This window comes from Streptomyces achromogenes (assembly GCF_030816715.1).
GTDB lineage: Bacteria > Actinomycetota > Actinomycetes > Streptomycetales > Streptomycetaceae > Streptomyces > Streptomyces achromogenes_A.
Genome location: NZ_JAUSYH010000001.1, coordinates 6,138,565 through 6,163,752 on the forward strand (window position 1 = coordinate 6,138,565; position 25,188 = coordinate 6,163,752).

The window sequence follows — 25,188 nt, forward strand, 5'->3', positions numbered from 1 at the left end:
ACGGGGGCACTGCGGGCTCTGACCTGCGGCTTTCTCAGTAGCCGAAGTCCTGCGTCCACCAGGGGCCGCCAGCGCCGAAGTGGACGCCGACGCCCAGTGTCTTGAAGTCGCAGTTCAGGATGTTCGCCTTGTGGCCCGGGCTGTTCATCCAGGCCTCCATGACGGCAGCCGCGTCGGTCTGGCCGCGGGCTATGTTCTCGCCGCCGAGGCCGGATATGCCGGCTTTGGCCGCCCGGTCCCACGGGGTCGCCCCGTCGGGGTCGGTGTGGTCGAAGAACCCGCGCGCGGCCATGTCGTCGCTGAACTTCTCGGCGAGGTCCGACAGGGCGCTGTTCGCGGAGACGGCACTGCAGCCGACCTTGGCCCGCTCCTCGTTGACCAGCTTCAGCACCTCGGCCGCCGCCTGCGTCTCGGCGGAGACCGTCACCGGGGCCTCGGGCTTCGCCGGCGCCCTGGTGGCGGCCCTCGACTCGGACGGCGTGGTCTCCGGCTTCTTCGAGGGCGTCTTGGAAGGCGTCTTGGAAGGCGTGGACGCGGGCTTCTCGGGAGCCGTCCTGGTCGGCGCGGCCGAGGAGGCGGAGACGGACGGGGAGGGCGTGGCCGGGGTGGCGGGCGAGGCGGGCCGGCCGGCGTCGCGGCTGGTCGGGGCGGAGCCGCGGTCGTCGTCGGCGGAGCCGTTCGTGCCGCCCTGCTCGGAGGCCGAGTTGGTCGGCGAACCCGCGGCGGCCTGCACCTTGTCGCCGGAGCCGGTGCTGCCGCCCCCGAGGCGGTAGCCGTCGATGCCGGGCACCACGCCCGTGGCCACGGCGACCGTGCCGATGGCCACCGCCGCCGAGACGCCGAGCAGACCGGACTTCACCGGCGTGGCGACCCTGCGCTTACGGCGGCGGCCCGCTCCCGCCCGGTTCGCACCCGGTCGGTGGGCGCCGTCGGGGGTGAACCCGTCGGCAGCGAACACCGCGGTGTCGCCGTGGGCGTGGCCGCCCTCCGCGTACAGGTACTCCTGGCTCCTCGCGACGGAGTCCGCGTAGGCCTCCGGGTTCAGATACGGCGCGATGCCGATGGCGGGGAGGGTTTCCGTGTGCGCGTCCTGTGCCCTGTGGCTGTCCGCATGCGAGCCGTGCGTCTGTGTGACCCCCGTGGCGCGGCTCGTGGCGGCGCGGCCGGCGGCGGAGCGTCGGTGGCGTCCCATGTCCTTGCCTTCCTCGTCCGAGCGGTGTTCTCAAACGGTCGGCCGGAGCTCTGGGGCGACGCGCGCCTCCTGCTCCCTCTGGTCAACCTGACTCACCCGACCGGGTGAGTTTCATATGAGAATCGTTGGGTGGGGACGGTACCCCATGGCGCTGGGGGAGGAAGTGCCCCGAGAGACTTCACGCGGTTAGGTTGCACCCATGAGCGAGGATGTACGGCTGGTCGCCTGGGTGCGCGGACACGTCCAGGGCGTGGGATTCCGCTGGTTCACGCGGGCCAAGGCGCTGGAGATCGGCGGCCTGAGTGGTTTTGCTCTCAATGTGGCCGACGGTCGGGTCCAGGTGGTCGCCGAGGGGGCCAAGGAGGGGTGCGAGGAACTGCTCGGCTGGCTTCTGGGTGACGACACGCCCGGACGCGTAGACGGAGTCACCGAGATATGGGACACACCGCGCGGAGGTTACGACGGCTTCGCGATCCGCTGAGAACTCCCGCCGGGCGCCCCGGGGGAAGCGGAGGGGAATGCCACGGGCACGTGCCCCCAGCAGAAAGGGGCAGGTGATTGCCAATAACCGCTTGCCGTGGCAGGCTCCGCACTTAAGGATGATCGCCACGCCCCCAGGGCCCCGCAGGAGTCGCAGCGCCGCCGTTCCGGCCGCGCGCCACCGGGTCGCCCGCCAATACGGGGCGTGATCGTGTTGACCGTCAAACTTTTTGGTGAGACGCTGAAAGCACCCCGCGCACCCCAGCTGTTCGGCATGGATGAACGGCAGCACGAACAAGATCCTGCCAAGCACCGCGGGTGCAAATCCCTCACGACCCACACCGCTTCGGTCGGTCACTCATTGTGGAGGACCATCCATCATGGCAAAGGCGCTTCTCGGTTACGTCGGCGGCTCCGACCCGCGACTCCTCGCCGAGATGCGACGGCTCCAGCAGCGTGTACAGGATCTGGAATCCGAGCTCGGACGGATCCAGGCCGAGAACGACGCGCTGACGGCTGCCGCTTCTCACGAATCGCTTCTGGAGAGCATCGACGCACGCCAGGCGGAGCCTGCGCTCACCTGATCGCTGCACGCCGCACAACGGCACGCAGAGGTCGGGCGGCTCACTCTCACCGCGTCGGACCGCTAGGTTGTCAGAGTTTGCAAGGGACGCTTCGGCGTCCCTTCTTTCTTGTCCGGCCTACGTCCGAGCCCCCGCTCCCGCCCCGCTGCCTGCGCCCGCCCCTGGTTCCCCCGCGCACCCTTTCAGTCTCTTAACGTTTGGTGTGCCCTGCGCGTTCATGGGTGAAACCGCGGGTTCATGGAGTGAGACACCCCCGGCAGGTAGAGTCCAGCGCCGTGCACCTCAAGGCCCTGACCCTCCGGGGGTTCAAGTCGTTCGCCTCCGCGACCACGCTCCGGTTCGAACCGGGGATCACGTGCGTCGTCGGACCGAACGGTTCGGGCAAGTCCAACGTCGTCGACGCGCTCAGCTGGGTCATGGGCGAGCAGGGCGCCAAGTCGCTGCGCGGCGGCAAGATGGAGGACGTCATCTTCGCCGGCACCACCGGCCGCCCCCCGCTGGGCCGCGCCGAGGTGTCCCTGACCATCGACAACTCCGACGGGGCCCTCCCCATCGAATACGCCGAGGTCACCATCACGCGGATCATGTTCCGCAACGGCGGCAGCGAGTACCAGATCAACGGCGACACCTGCCGGCTGCTGGACATCCAGGACCTCCTCTCCGACTCCGGCATCGGCCGCGAGATGCACGTCATCGTCGGCCAGGGCCAGCTCGACTCCGTCCTGCACGCCGACCCGATGGGGCGCCGCGCCTTCATCGAGGAGGCCGCGGGCGTCCTCAAGCACCGCAAGCGCAAGGAGAAGGCGCTCCGCAAGCTGGACGCGATGCAGGCCAACCTCGCGCGCGTGCAGGACCTCACCGACGAACTCCGGCGTCAGCTCAAACCCCTCGGCCGGCAGGCCGCCGTGGCCCGCCGCGCCGCCGTCATCCAGGCCGATCTGCGTGACGCCAGGCTGCGCCTGCTCGCCGACGATCTCGTCACGCTGCGGGAGGCCCTGCGGACGGAGGTCGCCGACGAGGCCGCTCTCAAGGAGCGCAAGGAGGCGGCCGAGCAGGAGCTGAGGAAGGCCCTCCAGCGCGAGGCCCTTCTGGAGGACGAGGTCCGGCAGCTCACCCCGCGTCTCCAGCGGGCCCAGCAGACCTGGTACGAGCTGTCCCAGCTCGCCGAACGCGTCCGGGGCACCGTCTCCCTCGCCGACGCCCGGGTGAAGAGCGCCACCTCCGCGCCCCTTGAGGAGCGGCGCGGCCGCGACCCCGAGGACATGGAGCGTGAGGCGGCCCGGATCCGCGAGCAGGAGGCCGAACTGGAGGCCGCCCTCGAGGCGGCCCAGCACGCACTCGACGACACCGTCGCCCACCGCGCGGACCTGGAACGGGAGCTCGCCGTCGAGGAACGGCGGCTGAAGGACGTCGCCCGGGCCATCGCCGACCGTCGCGAGGGCCTGGCCCGGCTGAACGGCCAGGTCAACGCGGCCCGCTCGCGCGCCGCCTCCGCGCAGGCCGAGATCGACCGCCTCGCCGCCGCCCGAGACGAGGCCCAGGAGCGGGCCGTCACCGCACAGGAGGAGTACGAGGCGCTCAAGGCGGAGGTCGACGGCCTCGACGCGGACGACCACGAGCTTGCCGAGCGGCACGAGAGCGCCAAGCGGCAGCTCGCCGAGGCGGAGGCCGCCCTCACCGACGCCCGCGAGGCAGCCACCGCCGCCGAACGCAGCCGCGCCGCGACCCGGGCCCGCCGCGACGCCCTGGCCCTGGGCCTGCGCCGCAAGGACGGCACGGGCGCCCTGCTCGCCGCGCGCGACCGCCTGAACGGTCTGCTCGGCCCGGCAGCCGGACTGCTGACGGTGACGCCGGGCCACGAGGTCGCGCTCGCGGCGGCCTTCGGCGCCGCCGCGGACGCGATCGCGGTGACGACCCCCGCCGCGGCTGCCGAAGCCATCCGGCTGCTGCGCAAGCAGGACGCGGGGCGCGCCGCGCTGCTGCTCAGCGGTGACGTGGGTGACATGGGCGACGTGCCCGAGGAACGCGCCGACGGGCGGCCCGTCGACGGCCGGCTGAGCGACGGCCGGCCCGTCGACAGGCAAGGCGCCGACCTCCAGCGCGCTGACATTGCGCGCGCCGACGTTCCGCGCCCCGTGGGGGAGCGCACCGACGCGCCGCCGTACGCCGCCGACCTGGTGCGGGGACCCGGCGAGCTCATGCCCGCCGTGCGCCGGCTCCTGCGGGGGATCGTGGTCGTGGGCACGCTGGAGGACGCCGAGGAACTGGTCTACGCCCGCCCGGACCTCGTCGCGGTCACCGCCGAGGGAGATCTGCTGGGCGCGCACTTCGCGCACGGCGGGTCCGCCGGGGCGCCCAGCCTGCTGGAGGTGCAGGCCTCCGTCGACGAGGCCGCCGCCGAGCTCGACGAGCTGGCCGTGCGCTGCGCGGAGCTGACGGAGGCACAGCGTACGGCCGGCGAGCGCCGCCAGGAATGTGCCGCGTTCGTCGAGGAGGTGGGGGAGCGGCGGCGGGCCGCCGACCGGGAGAAGTCGGCCGTGGCGCAGCAGCTCGGGCGGCTCGCGGGACAGGCCCGGGGCGCGGCCGGTGAGGCCGAGCGGTCCGCGGCGGCCGCGGCGCGGGCGCAGGAGGCGCTGGACCGGGCCGTGGAAGAGGCCGAGGAGCTGGCGGAACGGCTGGCCGTCGCCGAGGAGATGCCGGCCGAGGAGGAGCCCGACTCCGCCGTGCGGGACCGGCTCGCCGCCGACGGGGCCAACGCGCGACAGACCGAGATGGAGGCCAGGCTTCAGGTCCGCACCCACGAGGAGCGGGTCAAGGGGCTGGCCGGGCGGGCCGACTCGCTGGACCGGGCCGCGCGGGCGGAACGCGAGGCACGCGCGCGTGCCGAGCAGCGGCGGGCGCGGCTGCGGCACGAGGCGGCCGTCGCGGACGCCGTGGCCTCGGGCGCGCGGCAGCTGCTCGCCCACGTCGAGGTCTCCGTGGGCCGGGCCGAGGCGGAGCGGGTCGCCGCCGACGCGGCCAAGGCGCGGCGGGAGCAGGAGCTGGCCGCCGCCCGCACCGCCGGGCGCGACCTGAAGGGCGAGCTCGACAAGCTGACGGACTCGGTGCACCGCGGCGAGGTGCTCGGCGCCGAGAAGCGCATGCGCATCGAGCAACTGGAGACCAGGGCGCTGGAGGAGCTGGGCGTGGAGCCCGCGGGGCTCGTCTCCGAGTACGGGCCGCACCAGCTCGTGCCGCCCTCGCCGGCCGCCGAGGGCGAGGTGCTGCCGGAGGACCCGGAGGACCCGCGCAACCAGCCGAGGCCCTTCCGGCGCGCGGAGCAGGAGAAGCGGCTGAAGTCGGCCGAGCGCGCCTACCAGCAGCTCGGCAAGGTGAACCCGCTGGCGCTGGAGGAGTTCTCCGCTCTGGAGGAGCGGCACAAGTTCCTCAGCGAGCAGCTGGAGGACCTCAAGAAGACCCGCACCGACCTGCTTCAGGTAGTGAAGGAGGTCGACGAGCGCGTCGAGCAGGTCTTCACCGAGGCGTTCCGGGACACCGCGCGGCAGTTCGAGGGCGTGTTCAGCCGGCTGTTCCCGGGCGGGGAGGGGCGGCTGATCCTGACCGACCCCGACAACATGCTCACCACGGGCGTGGACGTGGAGGCCCGGCCCCCGGGCAAGAAGGTCAAGCGGCTCAGCCTGCTCTCGGGCGGCGAGCGGTCGCTGACCGCGGTCGCCATGCTGGTGTCGATCTTCAAGGCGCGGCCCAGCCCGTTCTACGTCATGGACGAGGTCGAGGCCGCTCTCGACGACACCAACCTGCAGCGGCTCATCCGCATCATGCAGGAGCTGCAGGAGTCCTCGCAGCTGATCGTGATCACGCACCAGAAGCGCACGATGGAGGTCGCCGACGCGCTGTACGGCGTGTCCATGCAGGGCGACGGTGTGTCGAAGGTCATCAGCCAGCGCCTGCGTTGAGCGGCCGGAGCGGGTAACCCGTGATCCAGCTCCCACCGCTTCCGCTTCAAGAGTTGAACGCAACTCCTGCACGTGGGTGCTGAAAAGTTACAGCCGGGCCCTCTTGACTTCGAAACTTGAAGACATAGTCTCGGCTCCGTTGCTTTTACCTTCAGGTACCACCTATCTGGAGGTGCTGATCCCGTCGGCAGCGCTGCCGACGGCTCGAGGAGTTGAACGTGACCAGCACGACGCAGGCACAGAAGTCAGGAGCCGGCAGGGCTCATCCCGATCATCTCGGGCACGTCGTCTTCATCGCGGCGGCGGCCGCGATGGGCGGATTCCTCTTCGGCTACGACAGCTCCGTGATCAACGGCGCCGTGGAGGCCATCCGGGACCGCTACGACGTCGGCTCCGCGGCCCTCGCCCAGGTCATCGCGATCGCCCTGATCGGCTGCGCCGTCGGAGCCGCGACCGCCGGCCGCATCGCCGACCGCATCGGGCGCATCCGGGTCATGCAGATCGCCGCCGTGCTGTTCACGGTCAGCGCTGTCGGCTCGGCGCTGCCCTTCTCCCTGTGGGACTTCGCCCTGTGGCGGGTCGTCGGCGGCTTCGCCATCGGCATGGCCTCCGTCATCGGCCCCGCCTACATCGCGGAGGTCGCCCCGCCCGCCTACCGCGGCCGGCTCGGCTCCTTCCAACAGGCCGCCATCGTCATCGGCATCGCGATCTCGCAGCTGGTCAACTGGGGACTGCTCAACTCCGCCGGCGGCGACCAGCGCGGCGAGCTCATGGGCCTGGAGGCCTGGCAGATCATGCTCGGCGTCATGGTGGTCCCGGCCGTCCTGTACGGCCTGCTCTCCTTCGCCATCCCCGAGTCCCCCCGCTTCCTGATCTCCGTCGGCAGGCGCGAGCGGGCCCGCGAGATCCTCGAGGAGGTCGAGGGCGAGGGCGTCGACCTGGACGCCCGCGTCGCCGAGATCGAGCACGCGATGAAGAGCGAGCACAAGTCGACGTTCAAGGACCTGCTCGGCGGTTCCTTCTTCTTCAAGCCGATCGTCTGGATCGGCATCGGCCTGTCCGTCTTCCAGCAGTTCGTCGGCATCAACGTCGCGTTCTACTACTCCTCGACGCTGTGGCAGTCGGTCGGCGTCGACCCGACCGACTCGTTCTTCTACTCGTTCACGACGTCGATCATCAACATCCTCGGCACCGTCATCGCGATGATCTTCGTGGACCGCGTCGGCCGCAGGCCGCTGGCCCTGATCGGCTCCGTCGGCATGGTCGTCGGCCTCGCGCTGGAGGCCTGGGCGTTCTCCTTCGACCTCGTCGACGGCAAGCTGCCGGCCACCCAGGGCTGGATCGCCCTGATCGCCGCCCACGTGTTCGTCCTCTTCTTCGCCCTGTCCTGGGGCGTCGTCGTCTGGGTCTTCCTCGGCGAGATGTTCCCCAACCGCATCCGCGCCGCGGCCCTCGGCGTAGCCGCCTCCGCGCAGTGGATCGCCAACTGGGCCATCACGGCGAGCTTCCCGTCGCTGGCCGACTGGAACCTCTCCGCCACCTACGTGATCTACACGGTCTTCGCCGCGCTCTCCATCCCGTTCGTCCTGAAGTACGTCAAGGAGACGAAGGGCAAGGCGCTGGAGGAGATGGGCTGACGCTTGCTGACAGGCGGCCGCTGCGCAAGTGGCCCCCCGATCTCGAGGAGCCGGGCCGAGTCCCCGCTGCCGGCTCCTCGACACCCGTAGGACGTGCTGCCCCGGCTCACCCGCCGAGCCGGGGCAGTACGCCTTCGCAGAACAGCCGCAGGCTGCGCCACCCCTCCTCCACCGGCATCCCGCCCGCCAGCGGATGCAGGACGAGGTTGTCGAGCCCCTGCGCCACGCACGCGTCGGGCGTGAGGATCCGGTACACGCCCTCCTCCCGCAGCTCCGCCACCGTCTTCGCCCCCGACTTCACCGCCGAACGGATCTCCCCCGACTGCCAGGAGGCGTAGATCCGCGCCTCGTGCAGGAACCGCTCGCCGTACTCGGCCCACGCCCGGTCCGGATCCTCGGCGACATGCAGCAGAGGCGTCTCGGCCCCCGGCATCATCGTCCAGCCTTCGGTCCCGTACTCGTTCAGCCGCTCCTTGTAGTACGCCTCCAGCTCCGGCAGATGGGCGCTGGGGAAGAACGGCAGCCCGAGCCGCGCGGCCCGGCGGGCGGCGGCCTTCGACGATCCGCCCACCAGCAACAGGGGGTGCGGATCGGTCGCCGGGCGGGGGGTGACCCGTACCGTACGGCCCCGGTACTCGAACTCCTCGCCGGTCCAGGCCTTCAGCACGGTCTCCAGCAGCTCGTCCTGGAGCCGCCCCCGCCGCTTCCAGTCCACTCCGGCCCGGACGTACTCCTCCGGCCGGTAGCCGATGCCGGCGACCGTGACCAGCCGGCCGCCGCTCAGCAGGTCCAGCACCGCGATGTCCTCGGCCAGCCGCAGCGGGTCGTGCAGCGGCCCGATGACGGCCGAGACGGTCACCGTCAGCCGTCGCGTCGCCCCGAGCACCGCGCCCGCGAAGACGAAGGGCGACGGCAGCCAGTTGTTCTCGACGCCGTGATGCTCCTCGGTCTGTACGAGGGTGACCCCGTGCCGGTCCGCGTACGCGGCCATCTCCAGCGCCGCCCGGTAGCGGACGCCCAGCTCGGCCGGGGTCGCACCGGGGGCGACGAGGTTGAATCGGACGACGGTGACGGGCATGGAGGGACCCCCTTCGGCGGATGTGAGGGACCGTAGCTGACGGGGTGTCAGATGGCCATGGGCCGGGACGGCCCGACCCACGAGCACCGGTCGGGTGCCGCCCCCTCGTGCCCATCGGCCCACAGGGAGAGGCCGGAGGAGGGCGGCCCGACGCGCGGCCGGGCCGCCGCCCGCCCCGGTCGGGAGGGGTCACGCATACTGGCATGGTTATGGAAACCGTCATCCTTGCTGTAGTCATCGCCGTGGTCGTGCTCGCAGTGCTCGGCGGGCTGGTCGTCGGCAGCCGGCGGAAGAAGCCGCTGCCCCCGCCGCCCCCCGCAGCGCCCGACATCACCGCCCCTCCGGCCGAACCGCACGTCGGCGACGAGGCCGAGACGCCGCGCGACGAACCGCGCCGCACGATCGAGGAGGTGGATCTTCCCGACGGCGGCTCGACCGGCACCGCCGTCGAGGAACCCCCCGTCGTCCCCCCTCTCGAGGTTCCCGAACTCGAGGTCCCGGAGCCCACCGAGGGGCGGCTGGTGCGTCTGCGCGCCCGCCTCTCCCGCTCCCAGAACGCCCTGGGCAAGGGGCTCCTCACGCTGCTCTCGCGTGAGCACCTCGACGACGACACCTGGGAGGAGATCGAGGACACGCTGCTCACCGCCGACGTCGGCGTGGCTCCCACCCAGGAACTGGTCGAGCGGCTGCGCGAGCGCGTGAGGGTGCTCGGCACCCGCACCCCCGAGGAGCTGCGCGCGCTGCTGCGCGAGGAGCTGCTCAAGCTGGTCGGCACCGAGGTCGACCGCACCGTGAAGACCGAGCCCGACGACCGCAAGCCGGGCATCGTGATGGTCGTCGGCGTCAACGGCACCGGCAAGACCACCACCACCGGCAAGCTCGCGCGCGTGCTCGTGGCCGACGGGCGCACCGTCGTGCTGGGCGCCGCCGACACGTTCCGCGCCGCCGCCGCCGACCAGCTCCAGACCTGGGGCGAGCGGGTCGGCGCGCACACGGTGCGCGGTCCCGAGGCCGGCGACCCCGCCTCCGTCGCGTTCGACGCGGTGAAGGAGGGCAAGGAGATGGGGGTCGACGTCGTCCTCATCGACACCGCCGGCCGCCTCCACACCAAGACGGGCCTGATGGACGAGCTCGGCAAGGTCAAGCGGGTCGTCGAGAAGCACGCCCCGCTGGACGAGGTGCTGCTCGTGCTCGACGCCACCACCGGGCAGAACGGGCTCGTCCAGGCCAGGGTCTTCGCCGAGGTCGTCGACATCACCGGCATCGTGCTGACCAAGCTGGACGGCACGGCGAAGGGCGGCATCGTGGTCGCGGTCCAGCGCGAGCTGGGCGTCCCCGTCAAGCTGGTCGGACTCGGCGAGGGGGCGGACGACCTCGCGCCGTTTGAGCCGGAGGCCTTCGTCGATGCCCTTATCGGGGACTGACCGGCCCGTACCGCAGGGGTCGCGTACCGCAGACGGTGTGCCGCACGGCGCGCCGGGGCACGGGAGAAGCGCCCGCTCCGAGGTGCAGTCGGAGCGGGCGCTTCGCCGTGTACGTCACCGAACCCGTGCGGGGAGGGCCGCTCCCGTGGCGCCCGGCGGTCCCGCGAGGTGCTGAGCGGCCCCTCGGCAGGGGCCGTCAAGCGGCGTCAGGAGGGGCGGCGTCAGGCGGTGCGCCCGAGCGTCTCCCGCGGGTCCTGGGCGCGTGACCGGTGGGCCAGGTACGCCAGTGTCCCCAGCAGCAGCCGGGCCTCCGGCGGGCGGGTCGCCGAGTCCAGCGCGGGCGGGCGCAGCCAGCGCACCGGGCCGAGGCCGCCGCGGTCGGAGGGCGGGGCCGTGATGAACGCGCCGGGGCCGAGGCCGCGCAGGTCGAGGGCGGCCGGATCGTCCCAGCCCATCCGGTAGAGCAGGTCCGTCAGCTCGGCGGCGGCGCCGGGAGCGACGAAGAACTGGGTGCGGCCCTCGGGTGTGGCGATGACCGGGCCGAGAGGCAGGCCCATGCGCTCGAGGCGGACCAGGGCGCGCCGCCCGGCGGGCTCGGGGACGTCCAGCACGTCGAACGCGCGTCCGACGGGCAGCATCACCGCGGCGCCCGGGAACCCGCCCCACGTCCGGCCCACGTCGTCGAGCGTGGCGCCGGCCGGCACGCGCGGGGCGAACTCCAGGGGGTGCGCCCCCGGTTCGCGGCACCCGGAGCGCCCGCAGGAGCAGACGCCGGCCGCGGCCCGCGCGCCGGGCACCGCGTCCCAGCCCCACAGTCCCGTGAACTCGGCGACGGCGGTGCACTCGGACGAGCGACCGCGCCTGCGCGCGCCGGAGCGGATCTCGCGGATGCCGCCGATCGTGAAGCCCATGCCCCCTCCAACGGGTCCTACGCGCCGCTGGTTACGCAGCGGTCGAGCACCGTGACTCTGTGTGCTTCCGCTTCCCCGGTACCGCCCGATCCAGGCAGCTCCCGGGAGCGCCGCGGGTGGTGGGCTCGGCTCCGCGCGCCCCTGAGTGCTTCGCTCCGCTCACCCCTGGCTGTTCTCTGTCAAGTGAATCGCGTACGGGTCACCGGGAGTTCATCCGAAGGGGTGGCGAATGGTGGCGTTTCCGGGATCGCCGTGGCTGGGACCGTGATCGTAGGATTACTTTGAGTAGGCGGGTCCTGTGGGTGCTTGCGCTCGTGGGTATGCCGGGGGCAAGTCGGGTTTCCGTTCGAAGGGTGACAAGTGCCGTACGGCGGGCCCTATTTACCGGCATTCTGATAAGGCTTGGCGCACTCAGTGACAAGTGGTCTCAGGGATGGGGGCGTTCCAGTGAGCGGCAACGGCGGAAGCGGGAACAACGCTGCGGGCGCGGACAGGCGCCCGAACGAGCTGCTCACCTCGTGGTTCGTGCGGAGCGGCTGGTCGAAGGGCGAACTCGCACGTCAAGTCAACCGCCGGGCACGCCAGTTGGGTGCCAACCACATCTCCACCGACACCTCGCGCGTGCGCCGCTGGCTGGACGGCGAGAACCCCCGCGAGCCCATCCCCAGGATCCTCTCCGAGCTGTTCTCCGAGCGGTTCGGCTGCGTCGTCTCGGTCGAGGACCTCGGACTGCGCGCGGCCCGGCAGGTGCCCTCCGCGACCGGCGTCGACCTGCCGTGGACGGCCCCGCAGACGGTGGCCCAGCTCAGCGAGTTCTCGCGCAGCGACCTGATGCTGGCGCGCCGCGGCTTCCTCGGGACGTCGCTGGCCCTGTGCGCGGGGCCGTCCCTCATCGAGCCGATGCAGCGTTGGCTGGTCCCCTCGCCGCCCGCCCCGATCGAGGAGCCGGAGTCGGTGCCGACCAGCCGGGCCCGCGGCCGGCTCTCCCGGCCCGAGCTGGACCTGCTGGAGTCCACCACCGTGATGTTCCGGCAGTGGGACGCCCAGTGCGGCGGCGGCCTGCGCCGCAAGGCGGTCGTCGGGCAGCTGCACGAGGTGACCGACCTGCTCCAGGAGCCCCAGCCCGAGTCCACCTCGCGCCGGCTCTTCAAGGTCGCCGCCGAGCTGGCCGAGCTCGCCGGCTGGATGAGCTACGACGTGGGGCTCCAGCCGACCGCGCAGAAGTACTTCGTCCTGGCCCTGCACGCGGCCAAGGAGGCCGGCGACCGGCCGCTCGGCAGCTACGTGCTGTCGAGCATGAGCCGCCAGATGATCCACCTCGGCCGGCCGGAGGACGCGCTGGAGCTGATCCACCTCGCCCAGTACGGCAGCCGGGACTGCGCCGGCCCGCGCACCCAGTCCATGCTGTATGCGATGGAGGCCCGCGCCTACGCCAACATGGGCCAGCCCGGCCGGTGCAAGCGCGCCGTCCGGATGGCCGAGGACACCTTCGCCGAGACCGACGAGTGGGACGAGCCGGACCCGGACTGGATCCGCTTCTTCTCCGAGGCAGAGCTGTACGGGGAGAACAGCCACTCCTTCCGCGACCTCGCCTACGTCGCCGGCCGAAGCCCCGCCTACGCCTCACTGGCCGAGCCCCTGATGCGGCGGGCCGTCGAACTGTTCGCCGGCGACGGCGACCACCAGCGCTCGTTTGTGCTGAACCTGATCGGCATGGCCACGGTGCACCTGCTGCAGCGCGAGCCCGAGCAGAGCACCGTTCTCGCCACGCAGGCCATGAAGGAGGCCAAGAAGGTGCGCTCCGAGCGCGTCAACACTCGTATCCGAAAGACGGTCGACAGCGCCGTACGCGATTTCGGGGATCTCTCCGAGGTCGTGGACCTGACCGAGCGGCTCACCGTCGAGCTGCCGGAGACGGCCGAAGCGGTCTGATCCACCCCGCCCGACCGGCCGCCGGCAGCGGTCCACCGGGCGAAACCCCAGAACCCCGGCCGCGGCCGGTCCTCCCGAACCGCCCGACTCGGCTCCCCCATGCCAGGTCATCGGAAGGCCGACCGCGGCCGGTTTCCTTCCTTCAGTGAAGGTTGCGCCACCATAACGATCCGCTCGTCGAACATCAGCCAGTTCACCGAGGCGTAACGCACGCGGCACCTTCGTCACGGCGGCGAAACAACGAGGGGCGTCCACCGAAACGGCGCTGCGCGAATCTCATGGCGCATAACCGGCCCACCCCTCACGAACCCGATCTGGTTTCGCCCGCACGGGGCCGTACCTACGACGAGGAGACGCCGATGGCAGCAGCCATCACGCTTGCCGCGGAGGCACCCAAGCTGTCCTCCGCGAACACAGGCTTCATGCTCATCTGTTCCGCCCTGGTGCTGATCATGACCCCGGGCCTCGCCTTCTTCTACGGAGGCATGGTCCGGGTCAAAAGCACGCTGAACATGCTGATGATGAGCTTCATCAGCATCGGGATCGTCACCATCCTGTGGGTGTTGTACGGCTTCTCGCTCGCCTTCGGGACCGACTCCGGAAGCCTCATCGGCTGGAACTCCGACTGGCTCGGTCTCAGCAACATCGGCCTGACGGAGCTGTGGGACGGTTACACCATCCCGATCTTCGTGTTCATGGTCTTCCAGATGATGTTCGCGATCATCACGCCCGCCCTGATCAGCGGTGCGCTCGCCGACCGCGTCAAGTTCTCCGCCTGGGCGCTGTTCGTCGCCCTGTGGGCCACGGTCGTCTACTTCCCGGTCGCGCACTGGGTCTGGGGCGCCGGCGGCTGGGCCTTCGAGCTCGGCGTCATCGACTTCGCCGGCGGTACGGCCGTGCACATCAACGCCGGTGCCGCGGCCCTCGGCGTGATCCTCGTCATCGGCAAGCGCGTCGGGTTCAAGAAGGACCCGATGCGCCCGCACAGCCTGCCGCTGGTCATGCTCGGCGCCGGTCTGCTGTGGTTCGGCTGGTTCGGCTTCAACGCCGGCTCGTGGCTCGGCAACGACGACGGCGTCGGCGCGCTGATGTTCGTCAACACGCAGGTCGCCACCGCCGCCGCCATGCTGGCCTGGCTCATCTACGAGAAGATCCGCCACGGCGCGTTCACCACGCTGGGCGCCGCCTCCGGCGCGGTCGCCGGTCTGGTCGCCATCACCCCCTCGGGCGGAGCGGTCTCCCCGCTCGGCGCGATCGCCGTCGGCGCCATCGCCGGTCTGCTCTGCGCCATGGCCGTCGGCCTGAAGTACAAGTTCGGTTACGACGACTCGCTCGACGTCGTCGGCGTCCACCTCGTCGGCGGTGTCATCGGCTCCCTCCTGATCGGCTTCTTCGCCACCGGCAAGGGCCAGTCCACCGCGACCGGCGTCTTCTACGGCGACCACTCGTGGGACCAGCTGTGGAAGCAGTGCGCCGGTGTCTTCGCGGTGCTCGCCTACTCGCTGGTGGTCTCCGCGGTCCTCGCCTTCCTCCTCGACAAGACCATCGGCATGCGGGTCTCCGAGGACGACGAGATCGCCGGCATCGACCAGGCCGAGCACGCCGAGACCGCATACGACTTCAGCGGGGCCGGCGGTGGCGCCGCCCGCACGACCGCCCTCCCGACCGCCGTCGCCGGGGCGAGCAAGAAGGTGGACGCATGAAGCTCATCACCGCCGTCGTCAAGCCCCACCGGCTCGACGAGATCAAGGAAGCCCTGCAGGCCTTCGGCGTGCACGGACTGACGGTCACCGAGGCAAGCGGCTACGGTCGTCAGCGGGGACACACCGAGGTCTACCGCGGCGCCGAGTACACGGTCGACCTGGTCCCCAAGATCCGCATCGAGGTGCTGGCCGAGGACGACGACGCCGAGCAGCTGATCGACGTCATCGTCAAGGCGGCCCGCACCGGCAAGATCGGTGACGGCAAGGTCTGGTCCCTCCCGGTCGAGACCGCCGTACGGGTCCGCACCGGCGAGCGCGGCCCGGACGCGCTCTGACGGCAGAAGAGAACAGGAGTCGCTGGGTGACGAGTACGGACGTGCGCAAGGATGCAGAGGACTCGGGACCCAGCGGCTACGCGGCGGCCCGGCTGCGCCTCCTCACCGAGGAGGCGCAGTCCGGGCCGCCGCGCCGTGCGGCCCTCGCCGAACTGACCGACGACTGGCTGGCCGGACTCTTCACCGCCGGCGCCGAGGAACTGAGGGGCGTCTCCCTGGTCGCCGTCGGCGGCTACGGCCGCGGCGAGCTCTCCCCGCGCAGCGACCTCGACCTGCTGCTGCTGCACGACGGCGCCGACACCAAGACCGTCGCCGCCCTCGCCGACCGCCTCTGGTACCCCGTCTGGGACCTGGGTCTCGCCCTCGACCACTCCGTCCGCACCCCGGCGGAGGCCCGCAAGACCGCCGGCGAGGACCTCAAGGTCCAGCTCGGCCTGCTGGACGCCCGCCACCTCGCCGGCGACCTCGGCCTCACCGCGGGACTGCGGACGTCCGTCCTCGCCGACTGGCGCAACCAGGCGCCCAGGCGCCTGCCCGAACTCCAGGAACTGTGCGCCGAGCGCGCCGAGCGCCAGGGCGAGCTGCAGTACCTCCTGGAACCCGACCTGAAGGAGGCGCGCGGCGGACTGCGGGACGCCACCGCGCTGCGCGCCGTCGCCGCCTCCTGGCTGGCCGACGCGCCCCGTGAGGGGCTCGCCGACGCCCGCCGCCGGCTCCTCGACGTACGCGACGCCCTGCACCTGGCCACCGGCCGCGCCACCGACCGCCTCGCGCTCCAGGAGCAGGACCAGGTGGCCGTCGAGCTGGACCTGCTGGACGCCGACACCCTCCTGCGGCAGGTGTACGAGGCCGCGCGCGTCATCTCGTACGCGAGCGACGTCACCTGGCGCGAGGTCGGACGCGTCCTGCGCTCGCGCGCCGTGCGGCCCCGGCTGCGCGCCATGCTCGGGGGCGGGAAGCCCGCGCCCGAGCGGTCTCCGCTGGCCGAAGGGGTCGTCGAGCAGGACGGCGAGGTGGTGCTCGCCCGCGCCGCCCGCCCCGAACGCGACCCCGTGCTCCCGCTGCGCGCCGCGGCCGCCGCCGCACAGGCCGGCCTGCCGCTGTCCCTGCACGCCGTGCGGCGCCTCGCCGCCACCGTGCGCCCGCTGCCCACGCCGTGGCCCGCCGAGGCCCGCGAGCAGCTGGTGACCCTGCTCGGCTCCGGTCAGCCGACCGTCGAGGTCTGGGAGGCGCTGGAGGCCGAGGGGCTGATCACGCAGCTGCTGCCCGACTGGGAGCGGGTCCGCTGCCGGCCGCAGCGCAACGCCGTGCACATCTGGACCGTCGACCGGCACCTCATCGAGACCGCCGTGCGCGCCTCCGAGTTCACCCGCCGCGTCCACCGGCCCGACCTTCTGCTGGTCGCCGCGCTGCTGCACGACATCGGCAAGGGCTGGCCCGGCGACCACTCGGTGGCCGGCGAGATCATCGCCAAGGACGTGGCCGCCCGCATCGGCTTCGACCGCGCCGACGTCAACGTGCTGGCCGCCCTCGTCCGCCACCATCTGCTGCTCGTCGACACGGCCACCCGGCGCGACCTGGAGGACCCGGCCACCGTGCGCGCGGTCGCCGACGCGGTCGGCTCGCAGGGCACGCTGGAACTGCTGCACGCCCTCACCGAGGCGGACGCGCTGGCCACCGGGCCCGCCGCCTGGTCGTCCTGGCGGGGTTCGCTCGTGGCGGACCTGGTCAAACGGGTCGCGGCGGTCCTCGCCGGCAACGAACCGGAGGAGCCCGACGACACCGCGCCCACCGCCGAGCAGGAACGCCTCGCCATCGAGGCGATCGCCACGGGCAGCCCGGTGCTCTCCCTGCGGGCCCAGACCGAGACGCCCGCAGATACCGCGGGGGAGCAGCCGGCCGGCGACCCCGAGCCGCTCGGCGTGGAGCTGCTCATCGCCGTGCCCGACCAGGCGGGCGTGCTGCCCGCGGTGGCCGGCGTCCTCGCCGTGCACCGGCTGACCGTACGCACCGCCGAACTGCGCTCCCAGGACCTCCCGGACGGCGTCGACGGCTCGGTCCTGCTGCTGAACTGGCGGGTCGCCGCCGAGTACGGCTCGCTGCCCCAGGCGGCCCGGCTGCGCGCCGACCTCGTACGGGCCCTCGACGGCTCGCTGGACATCGCCGGACGGCTCGCGGAACGCGACGCCGCCTACCCGCGCAGGCGGGGCGTGGTCGCCCCGCCGCCGCGCGTGGCGGTGGCCTCCGCGGCCTCCCGGCACGCCACCGTCATCGAGGTGCGCGCCCAGGACGCGCCGGGGCTGCTGTTCCGCATCGGCCGGGCGCTGGAGGACGAGGGCCTGCGGGTGCGCAGCATGCACGTCTCCACCCTCGGCGCGAACGCCGTGGACGCCTTCTACGTCACCGGAACGGACGGCGCGCCCCTGCCGGGCGACGAGGCCGTCGCCGTCGCCCGGAAGCTGGAGGAGACGCTGCGGGCGTGATCGAGCGCCGCGCGGCCCGTCCCCGTCCGCTGAATACAGCAGGCGGGGACGAATGTCTTGCGCAGCCGGATACCCTGGAAGACGCTCAGACCGCCCCCGACACCGAGGACCGACGCCGCCGTGTTCGATACTCTCTCCGATCGCCTCTCAGCGACCTTCAAGAACTTGCGCGGCAAGGGGCGCCTGAGCGAAGCGGACATCGACGCCACGGCGCGCGAGATCCGCATCGCCCTCCTCGAAGCGGACGTGGCCCTGCCGGTCGTCCGCACGTTCATCAAGAACGTCAAGGAGCGCGCCCTCGGCGCCGAGGTCTCCAAGGCCCTCAACCCCGCCCAGCAGGTCCTGAAGATCGTCAACGACGAACTCGTCACGATCCTCGGCGGGGAGACCCGCCGCCTGCGCTTCGCCAAGCAGCCGCCCACGGTGATCATGCTGGCCGGCCTCCAGGGCGCCGGTAAGACCACCCTCGCGGGCAAGCTCGGCCGCTGGCTGAAGGAGCAGGGCCACTCGCCGCTGCTCGTCGCCTGCGATCTCCAGCGCCCCAACGCCGTCAACCAGCTCAGCGTCGTCGCCGAGCGCGCCGGCGTGGCCGTCTACGCCCCGCAGCCCGGCAACGGGGTGGGCGACCCGGTCCAGGTCGCCAAGGACTCCATCGAGTTCGCGAAGGCCAAGGTCCACGACATCGTGGTCGTCGACACCGCCGGCCGTCTCGGCATCGACGCCGAGCTGATGCAGCAGGCCGCGGACATCCGCGACGCCGTCTCGCCCGACGAGATCCTCTTCGTCGTCGACGCGATGATCGGCCAGGACGCCGTCAACACCGCCGAGGCCTTCCGCGACGGCGTCGGCTTCGACGGCGTCGTGCTGTCCAAGCTCGACGGCGACGCCCGCGGCGGCGCGGCCCTGTCGATCGCCTCGGTGACCGGCAAGCCGATCATGTTCGCCTCGAACGGCGAGAAGCTCGACGAGTTCGACGCCTTCCACCCCGACCGGATGGCCTCCCGCATCCTCGACATGGGTGACCTGCTCACCCTGATCGAGCAGGCGGAGAAGACGTTCAGTCAGGAAGAGGCCGAGAAAATGGCCTCCAAGCTGGCGTCCAAGAAGGGCCAGGACTTCACCCTGGACGACTTCCTGGCCCAGATGGAACAGGTCAGGAAGATGGGCAGCATCTCCAAGCTGCTCGGCATGCTGCCCGGCATGGGCCAGATCAAGGACCAGATCGCCAACCTCGACGAACGCGACGTCGACCGCACCGCCGCGATCATCAAGTCCATGACCCCGGGCGAGCGCCAGGACCCGACGATCATCAACGGCTCGCGCCGCGCCCGTATCGCCAAGGGTTCCGGCGTCGAGGTCAGTGCCGTGAAGGGGCTGGTCGAGCGGTTCTTCGAGGCCCGCAAGATGATGTCCCGGATGGCCCAGGGCGGCGGCATGCCGGGGATGCCGGGGATGCCGGGCATGGGCGGCGGCGCCGGCCGACAGAAGAAGCAGCCCAAGCAGGCCAAGGGCAAGCAGCGCTCCGGCAACCCGATGAAGCGCAAGCAGCAGGAGCTGGAGGCGGCCCAGCGCCGCGAGGCCCAGGCCCAGGGCGGCAACGCGCTCGGGCTGCCGCAGCAGGGCGCCCAGGACTTCGAGCTGCCGGACGAGTTCAAGAAGTTCATGGGCTGAGTCCGTCAGCCGCCGAGGGCGTCCTCCCGTACCGGAGGGCGCCCTCGGCGCGTTCCGGCGCACCCCGCAGCGCATGCCGTGCCCGGCGCTCTGTCGTAGCGTCCAGATATGAGCAATGCCGCTCCGGAGCGCAAGGCCCCCGACCAGCCCTGGCGCACCGAGGGGACCCCGGACGACGACGGACGGCGTCCCCCGGACGGCAGGAGGGCGCGCGGCCGCTGGTGGGGCCTGGCCGTCACCGCGGTGATCGTCTTCCTGCTGGTGTACGTCGGACTGAACTACCTCGGCGGCGGCGACGAGCCGACGATCTCCTACACGGAGTTCAGCAGACAGGTCGACGCGGGCAACGTCGACAAGATCTACTCCAAGGGCGACGCCATCCAGGGCCAGCTCAAGAAGGCCCGCGACGACCCCGACGGCGGCGGCCAGTACACCAAGTTCACGACCCAGCGCCCGGCCTTCGCGGACGACGACCTCTGGCAGAACCTGGACCGCCAGGACGTCACGGTGACGGCCCGGCCGGTCGTGCAGCAGCGCAGTCCGCTCGCCAACCTGCTTCTCTCGCTGGTGCCGATCGTGCTCCTGGTCGCCGTGTGGATCTTCTTCGCCCGGCGTTTCGGCGGCGGTCCGGGCGGCGCGGGCGGCATGCTCGGGCGCAAGACGCCGCCCAGGCCGGTGGGCCTGCGACCCGACGGCCGGCGCACGACGTTCGCCGACGTGGCCGGCATCGACGAGGTCAAGGGCGAGCTGGACGACGTCGTCGACTTCCTCGAGCACCCCGAGGTCTACCGCCGGATGGGCGCGAAGATGCCCCGCGGCGTGCTGCTCGCCGGGTCGCCCGGCACCGGCAAGACCCTGCTGGCGCGCGCGGTGGCGGGCGAGGCCGGCGTGCCGTTCTTCTCCGCCTCGGCCTCGGAGTTCATCGAGATGATCGTGGGCGTCGGCGCGTCGCGCGTGCGTGAACTGTTCGCCGAGGCCCGCAAGGTGGCGCCGTCGATCATCTTCATCGACGAGATCGACACCATCGGGCGGATCCGCAGCGGCGGCGCCTCGGTGGGCGGGCACGACGAGCGCGAGCAGACCCTGAACCAGATCCTCACCGAGATGGACGGCTTCTCGGGGGCCGAGGGCGTCATCGTCATCGCGGCGACCAACCGCGCCGACATCCTGGACCCGGCGCTGACCCGGCCCGGCCGCTTCGACCGGGTGGTCAGCGTCTCCCCGCCGGACCGCGCCGGACGCGAGGCGATCCTCGCCATCCACACCCGCGAGATCCCCCTCGCACCGGACGTGGACCTGGCATGGATGGCGCGGACCACCCCGGGCATGACGGGCGCGGATCTCGCCAATCTGGCCAACGAGGCCGCGCTGCTCGCCGTGAAGCGCGACCAGGAACAGGTGACGCAGGCCGACCTGTCCGAGGCGCTGGAGAAGGTGCAGCTCGGGGCCGAGCGCACGCTGATCATGCCTGAGGAGGACCGTAGGCGCACCGCGTTCCACGAGAGCGGCCACGCCCTCCTCGGCATGCTGCAGCCCGGCGCCGACCCGGTCCGCAAGGTCACCATCGTGCCGCGCGGCCGCGCTCTCGGCGTGACCCTGTCGACCCCGGAGGTGGAGCGGTACGCGCTCTCCGAGGAGTATCTGCGCGGTCGGATCATCGGCGCCCTCGGCGGCATGGCGGCCGAACAGATCGTCTACGGCGTCGTCACGACCGGCGCCGAGAACGACCTGGAGCAGGTCACCAACATCGCGCGCGGGATGGTCGCGCGGTGGGGCATGAGCGAGCGGGTGGGCCGCCTCTCCGCCCTCCCCAACGACGCCCAGCAGGCCTACGGCCTCGCCGCCGCCCCAGCGACCCTCGACGCCATCGACCACGAGATGCGTCGCATCGTCGACGAGTGCTACGAGGAGGCCTGCCGCAAACTCCGTGACCACCGCGGGCAGTTGGACGCCCTCGCCCTGGCGCTGCTGGAGCACGAGACGCTGGAGGAGGCGGACGCGTACCGCATCGCCGGCGTCACCCGGCTGACCAAGGAGGACGCGTAGGCCCGGACCCGGCACGGGCCGGGTCCCGGACCACGGCCCCGGTCACGGTCAGTCCCGGACCACGGCCCCGGCCACGGTCCCGGACCACGGCCCCGCGCCCGGACGTGGATCCGGACCGGGCGGCGGACCCGGACCGGGAACCGCACGGCCTCCGGTGAAGGGGGCGTGCGCTCACGGGATCCGGGCGATCAGGTACCGGAACACGTTCGGCATCCAGACCGTGCCGTCCGGCCGCAGGTACGGGTGGAGCGCCTCCGCCGTCTCCTTCTCGACCTGTGCCTGGTCGGTCGCCGCGACCGCCGTGTCGAGCAGGCCCGTGGAGAGCAGCCCCTTGAGGGCGCTGTCCACGTCGGCGTACCCGAACGGACAGGCCACCCGGCCCGATCCGTCCGGCCGCAGCCCGGCCCGTCGGGCGACGTCCTCGAGGTCGTCGCGGAGCGCGGGGCGCAGCCGGATCGTGCCGCGGTCCTGGTCCGCCGCCTTGGCCGCGACCCGCAGCACCGCCGTGGTGGCACAGCGCTCGGGCGGACCCCAGCCGACGAGCACCACGGGGGCGCCACGCCGGGCGAGCGGCGTCGCCGCCGCCAGCAGCGCGGCCAGTTCCTCCGTGTCGCCCGCCACGCGTCCGATCGGCTCGAAGGCCGTCACCAGGGTGTACGGGGGCGTCCGCGCCCCCGGCCGGTCCGTGGGCAGCCGGTCGGTGAGCCGGATGTCCGCACGCGCGTGTGCCCCCCGGTCCTCCCGCAGCGGCAGCCGCTCGCGCGCGAGGGCCAGCCGTGCCGGGGAGGAGGACTCGACGCCGGTGAGGGCCGCGCCTCTGGAGGCCGCCATCACCAGGGCGAGCCCGGAGCCGGAGCCGAGGGAGAGGAGCCGGGTGCCCGGCCCCACGCCCAGCCGCTCGTAGACGGCCTCGTAGAGCGGAACCAGCATCCGTTCCTGGATCTCGGACCAGTCACGCGCGCGTGCACCCAGATCCGCGCGGGGCGTCTGCCCCGCGTGAGGCAGGTGCTGTCGCACGAGCACAGGTGTCATGGAAAAGCGCCCCAATCCGCCGAGAGTCTGCTGCCGTACCCGATCAGGTGGGCCCCCGTGCAGTGCTCCGGCACCGCCCCCGTATGCCAGGTAACTCCCCGTCCGCGGCCGCGTCCAGGGGTTGCGGAGCCCTGCTTGAGGACGGCATGTGCCGGTGGCGAGAATTCACGTTCCGGCAATGTGGGCCCGTACCGTCGCGCCATGGCAGAGGCGCCCGTTCTCACCCCGCGGGCCCAGGACTTCCCTCGCTGGTACCAGGATCTGATCGGCAAGGCGGAACTGGCCGACAACGGTCCGGTGCGGGGCACGATGGTGATCCGGCCGTACGGGTACGGGCTGTGGGAGCGGATGCAGGCGGAGACGGACGCCCGGATCAAGCGGACGGGCGCCGAGAACGCGTACTTCCCGCTGCTGATCCCGCAGTCCTACCTCACCCGCGAGGCGGACCATGTCGAGTGCTTCGCGCCCGAGTTGGCGGTGGTCACGCACGGCGGCGGCAAGGAGCTCGAGGAGCCGGCGGTCGTGCGGCCCACCTCCGAGACCATCGTCAACGAGTACTTCTCCAGGTGGGTGCAGAGCTACCGCGACCTGCCCCTGCTGATCAACCAGTGGGCGAACGTGGTCCGTTGGGAGCTGCGGCCCCGCCTCTTCCTGCGGACGTCCGAATCCTCTGGCAGGAGGGCCACACCGCGCACGCCACCTACGAGGAGGCCCGCGACTTCGCCGCCCGCGTCCAGCGCGAGGTCTACGGCGACTTCCTCGAGAACGTTTTCGCGATCGACTTCGTCGCCGGCCGCAAGACGGTCAGGGAGCGCTTCGCGGGCGCCGTCAACACCCTCACCCTGGAAAGCATGACGGGCGACGGCAAGGCCCTCCAGATGGTCACCAGCCATGAGCTGGGCCAGAACTTCGCCAAGGCCTTCGACACCCGGTACCTGTCCAAGGACGGCACCCGGGAACTGGTCTGGCAGACCTCCCGGGGCTCGACGACCCGCATGATCGGCGCGCTGGTGATGACCCACGGCGACGACGACGGGCTGCGGGTGCCGCCCCGGCTGGCGCAGATCCAGGTCGTCGTCCTGGCGGTCGCGGACGACGAGGCGGTTCTGGCCAAGGTCCGCGAGCTCGGCGGCCGGCTGGCGGCGGCGGGCCTGCGCGTCCGGGTCGACGACCGCACCGACGTGCCGCTCGGCCGGCGTGCGGTCGACTGGGAGCTCAAGGGCGTGCCGGTGCGCGTCGAGATCGGGCCCCGCAACCTGGCCGACGGCACGGCGATGCTGGTCCGCCGCATCCCGGGATACAAGGAGGCGGTGGCGGTCGACGCGCTCGCGGGGCTGCTGCCCGTCGTCCTCGAGGAGGACCAGGCGCTGCTGCTGCGGCAGTCGCGCGAGCGCCGCGAGTCGCGGACGGCGGACGTGTCGACGGTCGGGGAAGCCGTCGAGGCGGTCGGCGCCGACGGCTGGGCGCGCGTCCCGTGGGCGGCCCTCGGTGAAGAAGGCGAGGCCGCACTGGCCGAGCAGTCGCTGACCGTACGGTGTCTCGTCGCCGAGGACGGGGCGGTGCCGGACGACGAGGACGCCCCCGGTAACGTCGCGGTCGTCGCACGCGCCTGCTGAGACAGCGCCCCGCGTACGTGAGAGCGGCCGAAACGCCCCTTGCGCCCCCGGGAGACCTCCGCACCCCGGCGCGCGGAGATGGTCTACGCGCCGGGTCGTACCGGGGACTACGCACCAGCTTGATACGAGCTGTGAGGCTTCTCCGCAGATCAGCGCACCCGCCCTCGTCCGGACGCATGAGTGCCGACTGACGGGTACGTGCAAATTATTTGGGATGCCCCGGAATAGGAACACCGGGGCACCCCCGCTCGTTGTCATTACGTGAGCACGACACAGACACCACCAGTTCTCGCCGCAGAGCTGGCAGAGGCGTGGGCCGACATTCAGCGGTACCACCCCGAGCTGCCGGATCTCGCCGCGCCAGAGTCCCTGATCGGGGAGTCGTCGTCCGCCTGCGGTCACGAGCTCTCCTTCGAGCGACTGCTTCACGAGGCAGTCCATGGCATCGCCGCCGCCCGTGGCGTCCGCGACACCTCCCGCGCCGGCCGCTACCACAACCGCAGATTCCTCGCGATCGCCGAGGAGATGGGGCTGGACCACCCCGAGGAACCGCACCCCAGCAGTGGTTTCTCCCTGGTCACGCTCAACCCCGAGGCCAAGCGCCGCTACCGCACGACGATCGAGCGCCTGCAGCGGGCCCTCAAGGCCCACACGGCGGCCACCTCCGCCGACACCGCCCGCACCTTCCGCGGCCCGGCGGCCCGGCACGGCTCCTCCGGCGGAGGCGTCCGCGTCAAGGCCGTGTGCGACTGCGGACGCAACGTCCGGGTCGTGCCGTCGGTCCTGGCGCAGGCGCCGATCGTGTGCGGCGGCTGCGGCAAGCCGTTCCGGATCCCGGAGATCGCCGGCGCGGCCTAGCCCGAGGACCGTCCGTACCGGCATCTCGTGGCTGCCGGTCCACGGCGAGGGCGGGGGGTCCGCCCGCCGCGTCCAGCAGTGCCTCCCCCGGCGCCCCACGGGCCCGGGGGGTCTTCAGGGGCGCTGCCGGGCGCGGGTGCGGCCACCCCGCGGCGCGCGCCGCGTATCAGGCCCGCCGGCACGGGGCGCCGGCGGCCGCTCAGGCGTGCCCGGGCGCCGCCGCCCCTCGGCCGAGGCGACCCGCCGGGTA

16 protein-coding genes and 1 pseudogene are annotated in these 25,188 nt (G+C 72.2%); 13 read left to right on the top strand and 4 right to left on the bottom strand.

Annotated features, from left to right (window positions below):
• Positions 1 to 34: 34 nt before the first annotated feature.
• A complete protein-coding gene (locus QF032_RS27705) occupies positions 35 to 1,192 on the bottom strand; it encodes a CAP domain-containing protein (RefSeq protein ID WP_307046197.1) in 1,158 nt (385 codons plus the stop codon).
• Positions 1,193 to 1,391: 199 nt separating this feature from the next.
• Between QF032_RS27705 and QF032_RS27710 the strand changes: the two genes are divergently transcribed.
• From QF032_RS27710 to QF032_RS27725, 4 genes are all read left to right on the top strand, one after another.
• Positions 1,392 to 1,673, top strand: a complete 282-nt coding sequence (locus QF032_RS27710; protein ID WP_306949099.1) for an acylphosphatase — start codon at positions 1,392 to 1,394, stop codon at positions 1,671 to 1,673.
• Between the two features lie 379 nt (positions 1,674 to 2,052).
• Positions 2,053 to 2,256, top strand: coding sequence for a hypothetical protein (locus QF032_RS27715; protein WP_020128723.1), 204 nt, complete (start codon positions 2,053 to 2,055; stop codon positions 2,254 to 2,256).
• 275 nt (positions 2,257 to 2,531) lie between these two features.
• Positions 2,532 to 6,212, top strand: a complete 3,681-nt coding sequence (locus QF032_RS27720) for an AAA family ATPase (RefSeq protein WP_307057875.1) — start codon at positions 2,532 to 2,534, stop codon at positions 6,210 to 6,212.
• A gap of 218 nt (positions 6,213 to 6,430) precedes the next feature.
• Positions 6,431 to 7,849, top strand: coding sequence for a sugar porter family MFS transporter (locus tag QF032_RS27725; RefSeq protein ID WP_307046201.1), 1,419 nt, complete (start codon positions 6,431 to 6,433; stop codon positions 7,847 to 7,849).
• Between the two features lie 106 nt (positions 7,850 to 7,955).
• Here the strand turns inward: QF032_RS27725 and QF032_RS27730 are convergent, their stop codons facing one another.
• Positions 7,956 to 8,927, bottom strand: coding sequence for an LLM class flavin-dependent oxidoreductase (locus QF032_RS27730; protein WP_307046202.1), 972 nt, complete (start codon positions 8,925 to 8,927; stop codon positions 7,956 to 7,958).
• A gap of 209 nt (positions 8,928 to 9,136) precedes the next feature.
• Between QF032_RS27730 and ftsY the strand changes: the two genes are divergently transcribed.
• Entirely contained in the window at positions 9,137 to 10,351 is a 1,215-nt protein-coding gene (ftsY, locus tag QF032_RS27735; protein ID WP_306955920.1) for a signal recognition particle-docking protein FtsY, read from the top strand.
• Positions 10,352 to 10,572: 221 nt separating this feature from the next.
• Here the strand turns inward: ftsY and QF032_RS27740 are convergent, their stop codons facing one another.
• Positions 10,573 to 11,262 (bottom strand): bifunctional DNA primase/polymerase, encoded by a 690-nt coding sequence (locus QF032_RS27740; protein ID WP_307046205.1) that lies wholly within the window; start codon positions 11,260 to 11,262, stop codon positions 10,573 to 10,575.
• Between the two features lie 447 nt (positions 11,263 to 11,709).
• Between QF032_RS27740 and nsdA the strand changes: the two genes are divergently transcribed.
• The 6 genes from nsdA to ftsH all read left to right on the top strand — a co-directional run bounded on the left by nsdA (position 11,710) and on the right by ftsH (position 21,432).
• Positions 11,710 to 13,194, top strand: a complete 1,485-nt coding sequence (nsdA, locus tag QF032_RS27745; protein WP_307046207.1) for a transcriptional repressor NsdA — start codon at positions 11,710 to 11,712, stop codon at positions 13,192 to 13,194.
• A 359-nt stretch (positions 13,195 to 13,553) separates the two neighbouring features.
• Positions 13,554 to 14,897, top strand: coding sequence for an ammonium transporter (locus QF032_RS27750; RefSeq protein ID WP_307057876.1), 1,344 nt, complete (start codon positions 13,554 to 13,556; stop codon positions 14,895 to 14,897).
• A complete protein-coding gene (locus QF032_RS27755; protein ID WP_003997576.1) occupies positions 14,894 to 15,232 on the top strand; it encodes a P-II family nitrogen regulator in 339 nt (112 codons plus the stop codon). Before QF032_RS27750 ends, QF032_RS27755 begins: the two co-directional genes overlap by 4 nt.
• A gap of 26 nt (positions 15,233 to 15,258) precedes the next feature.
• Positions 15,259 to 17,715: a [protein-PII] uridylyltransferase gene (locus QF032_RS27760; RefSeq protein ID WP_307046209.1), complete on the top strand. Its 2,457-nt coding sequence runs from the start codon at positions 15,259 to 15,261 to the stop codon at positions 17,713 to 17,715.
• Positions 17,716 to 17,835: 120 nt separating this feature from the next.
• On the top strand, positions 17,836 to 19,386 hold the full coding sequence (gene ffh / locus QF032_RS27765; protein WP_057580515.1) for a signal recognition particle protein: 1,551 nt from the start codon (positions 17,836 to 17,838) through the stop codon (positions 19,384 to 19,386).
• Between the two features lie 108 nt (positions 19,387 to 19,494).
• Positions 19,495 to 21,432, top strand: a complete 1,938-nt coding sequence (ftsH, locus tag QF032_RS27770) for an ATP-dependent zinc metalloprotease FtsH (RefSeq protein ID WP_307046212.1) — start codon at positions 19,495 to 19,497, stop codon at positions 21,430 to 21,432.
• Positions 21,433 to 21,603: 171 nt separating this feature from the next.
• On the opposite strand, the gene QF032_RS27775 is transcribed toward ftsH, so the two are convergent.
• Entirely contained in the window at positions 21,604 to 22,464 is an 861-nt protein-coding gene (locus tag QF032_RS27775; protein WP_307057877.1) for an SAM-dependent methyltransferase, read from the bottom strand.
• Positions 22,465 to 22,665: 201 nt separating this feature from the next.
• Between QF032_RS27775 and proS the strand changes: the two are divergent.
• Together proS and QF032_RS27785 are read left to right on the top strand one after the other, a co-directional pair.
• Positions 22,666 to 24,080, top strand: a pseudogene (gene proS / locus QF032_RS27780) (proline--tRNA ligase).
• 261 nt (positions 24,081 to 24,341) lie between these two features.
• On the top strand, positions 24,342 to 24,938 hold the full coding sequence (locus QF032_RS27785) for a hypothetical protein (RefSeq protein ID WP_307046216.1): 597 nt from the start codon (positions 24,342 to 24,344) through the stop codon (positions 24,936 to 24,938).
• The last annotated feature ends 250 nt before the right edge of the window (positions 24,939 to 25,188 follow it).

Excerpts from the sequence above, each read along its gene's own strand:
- ftsY (WP_306955920.1), top strand. The coding sequence starts at position 9,137 with ATGGAAACCGTCATCCTTGCTGTAGTCATCGCCGTGGTCGTGCTCGCA.
- QF032_RS27775 (WP_307057877.1), bottom strand. The coding sequence starts at position 22,464 with ATGACACCTGTGCTCGTGCGACAGCACCTGCCTCACGCGGGGCAGACG.
- QF032_RS27750 (WP_307057876.1), top strand. The coding sequence starts at position 13,554 with ATGGCAGCAGCCATCACGCTTGCCGCGGAGGCACCCAAGCTGTCCTCC.
- QF032_RS27755 (WP_003997576.1), top strand. The coding sequence starts at position 14,894 with ATGAAGCTCATCACCGCCGTCGTCAAGCCCCACCGGCTCGACGAGATC.
- QF032_RS27730 (WP_307046202.1), bottom strand. The coding sequence starts at position 8,927 with ATGCCCGTCACCGTCGTCCGATTCAACCTCGTCGCCCCCGGTGCGACC.
- QF032_RS27705 (WP_307046197.1), bottom strand. The coding sequence starts at position 1,192 with ATGGGACGCCACCGACGCTCCGCCGCCGGCCGCGCCGCCACGAGCCGC.
- QF032_RS27710 (WP_306949099.1), top strand. The coding sequence starts at position 1,392 with ATGAGCGAGGATGTACGGCTGGTCGCCTGGGTGCGCGGACACGTCCAG.
- ftsH (WP_307046212.1), top strand. The coding sequence starts at position 19,495 with ATGAGCAATGCCGCTCCGGAGCGCAAGGCCCCCGACCAGCCCTGGCGC.
- QF032_RS27740 (WP_307046205.1), bottom strand. The coding sequence starts at position 11,262 with ATGGGCTTCACGATCGGCGGCATCCGCGAGATCCGCTCCGGCGCGCGC.
- QF032_RS27715 (WP_020128723.1), top strand. The coding sequence starts at position 2,053 with ATGGCAAAGGCGCTTCTCGGTTACGTCGGCGGCTCCGACCCGCGACTC.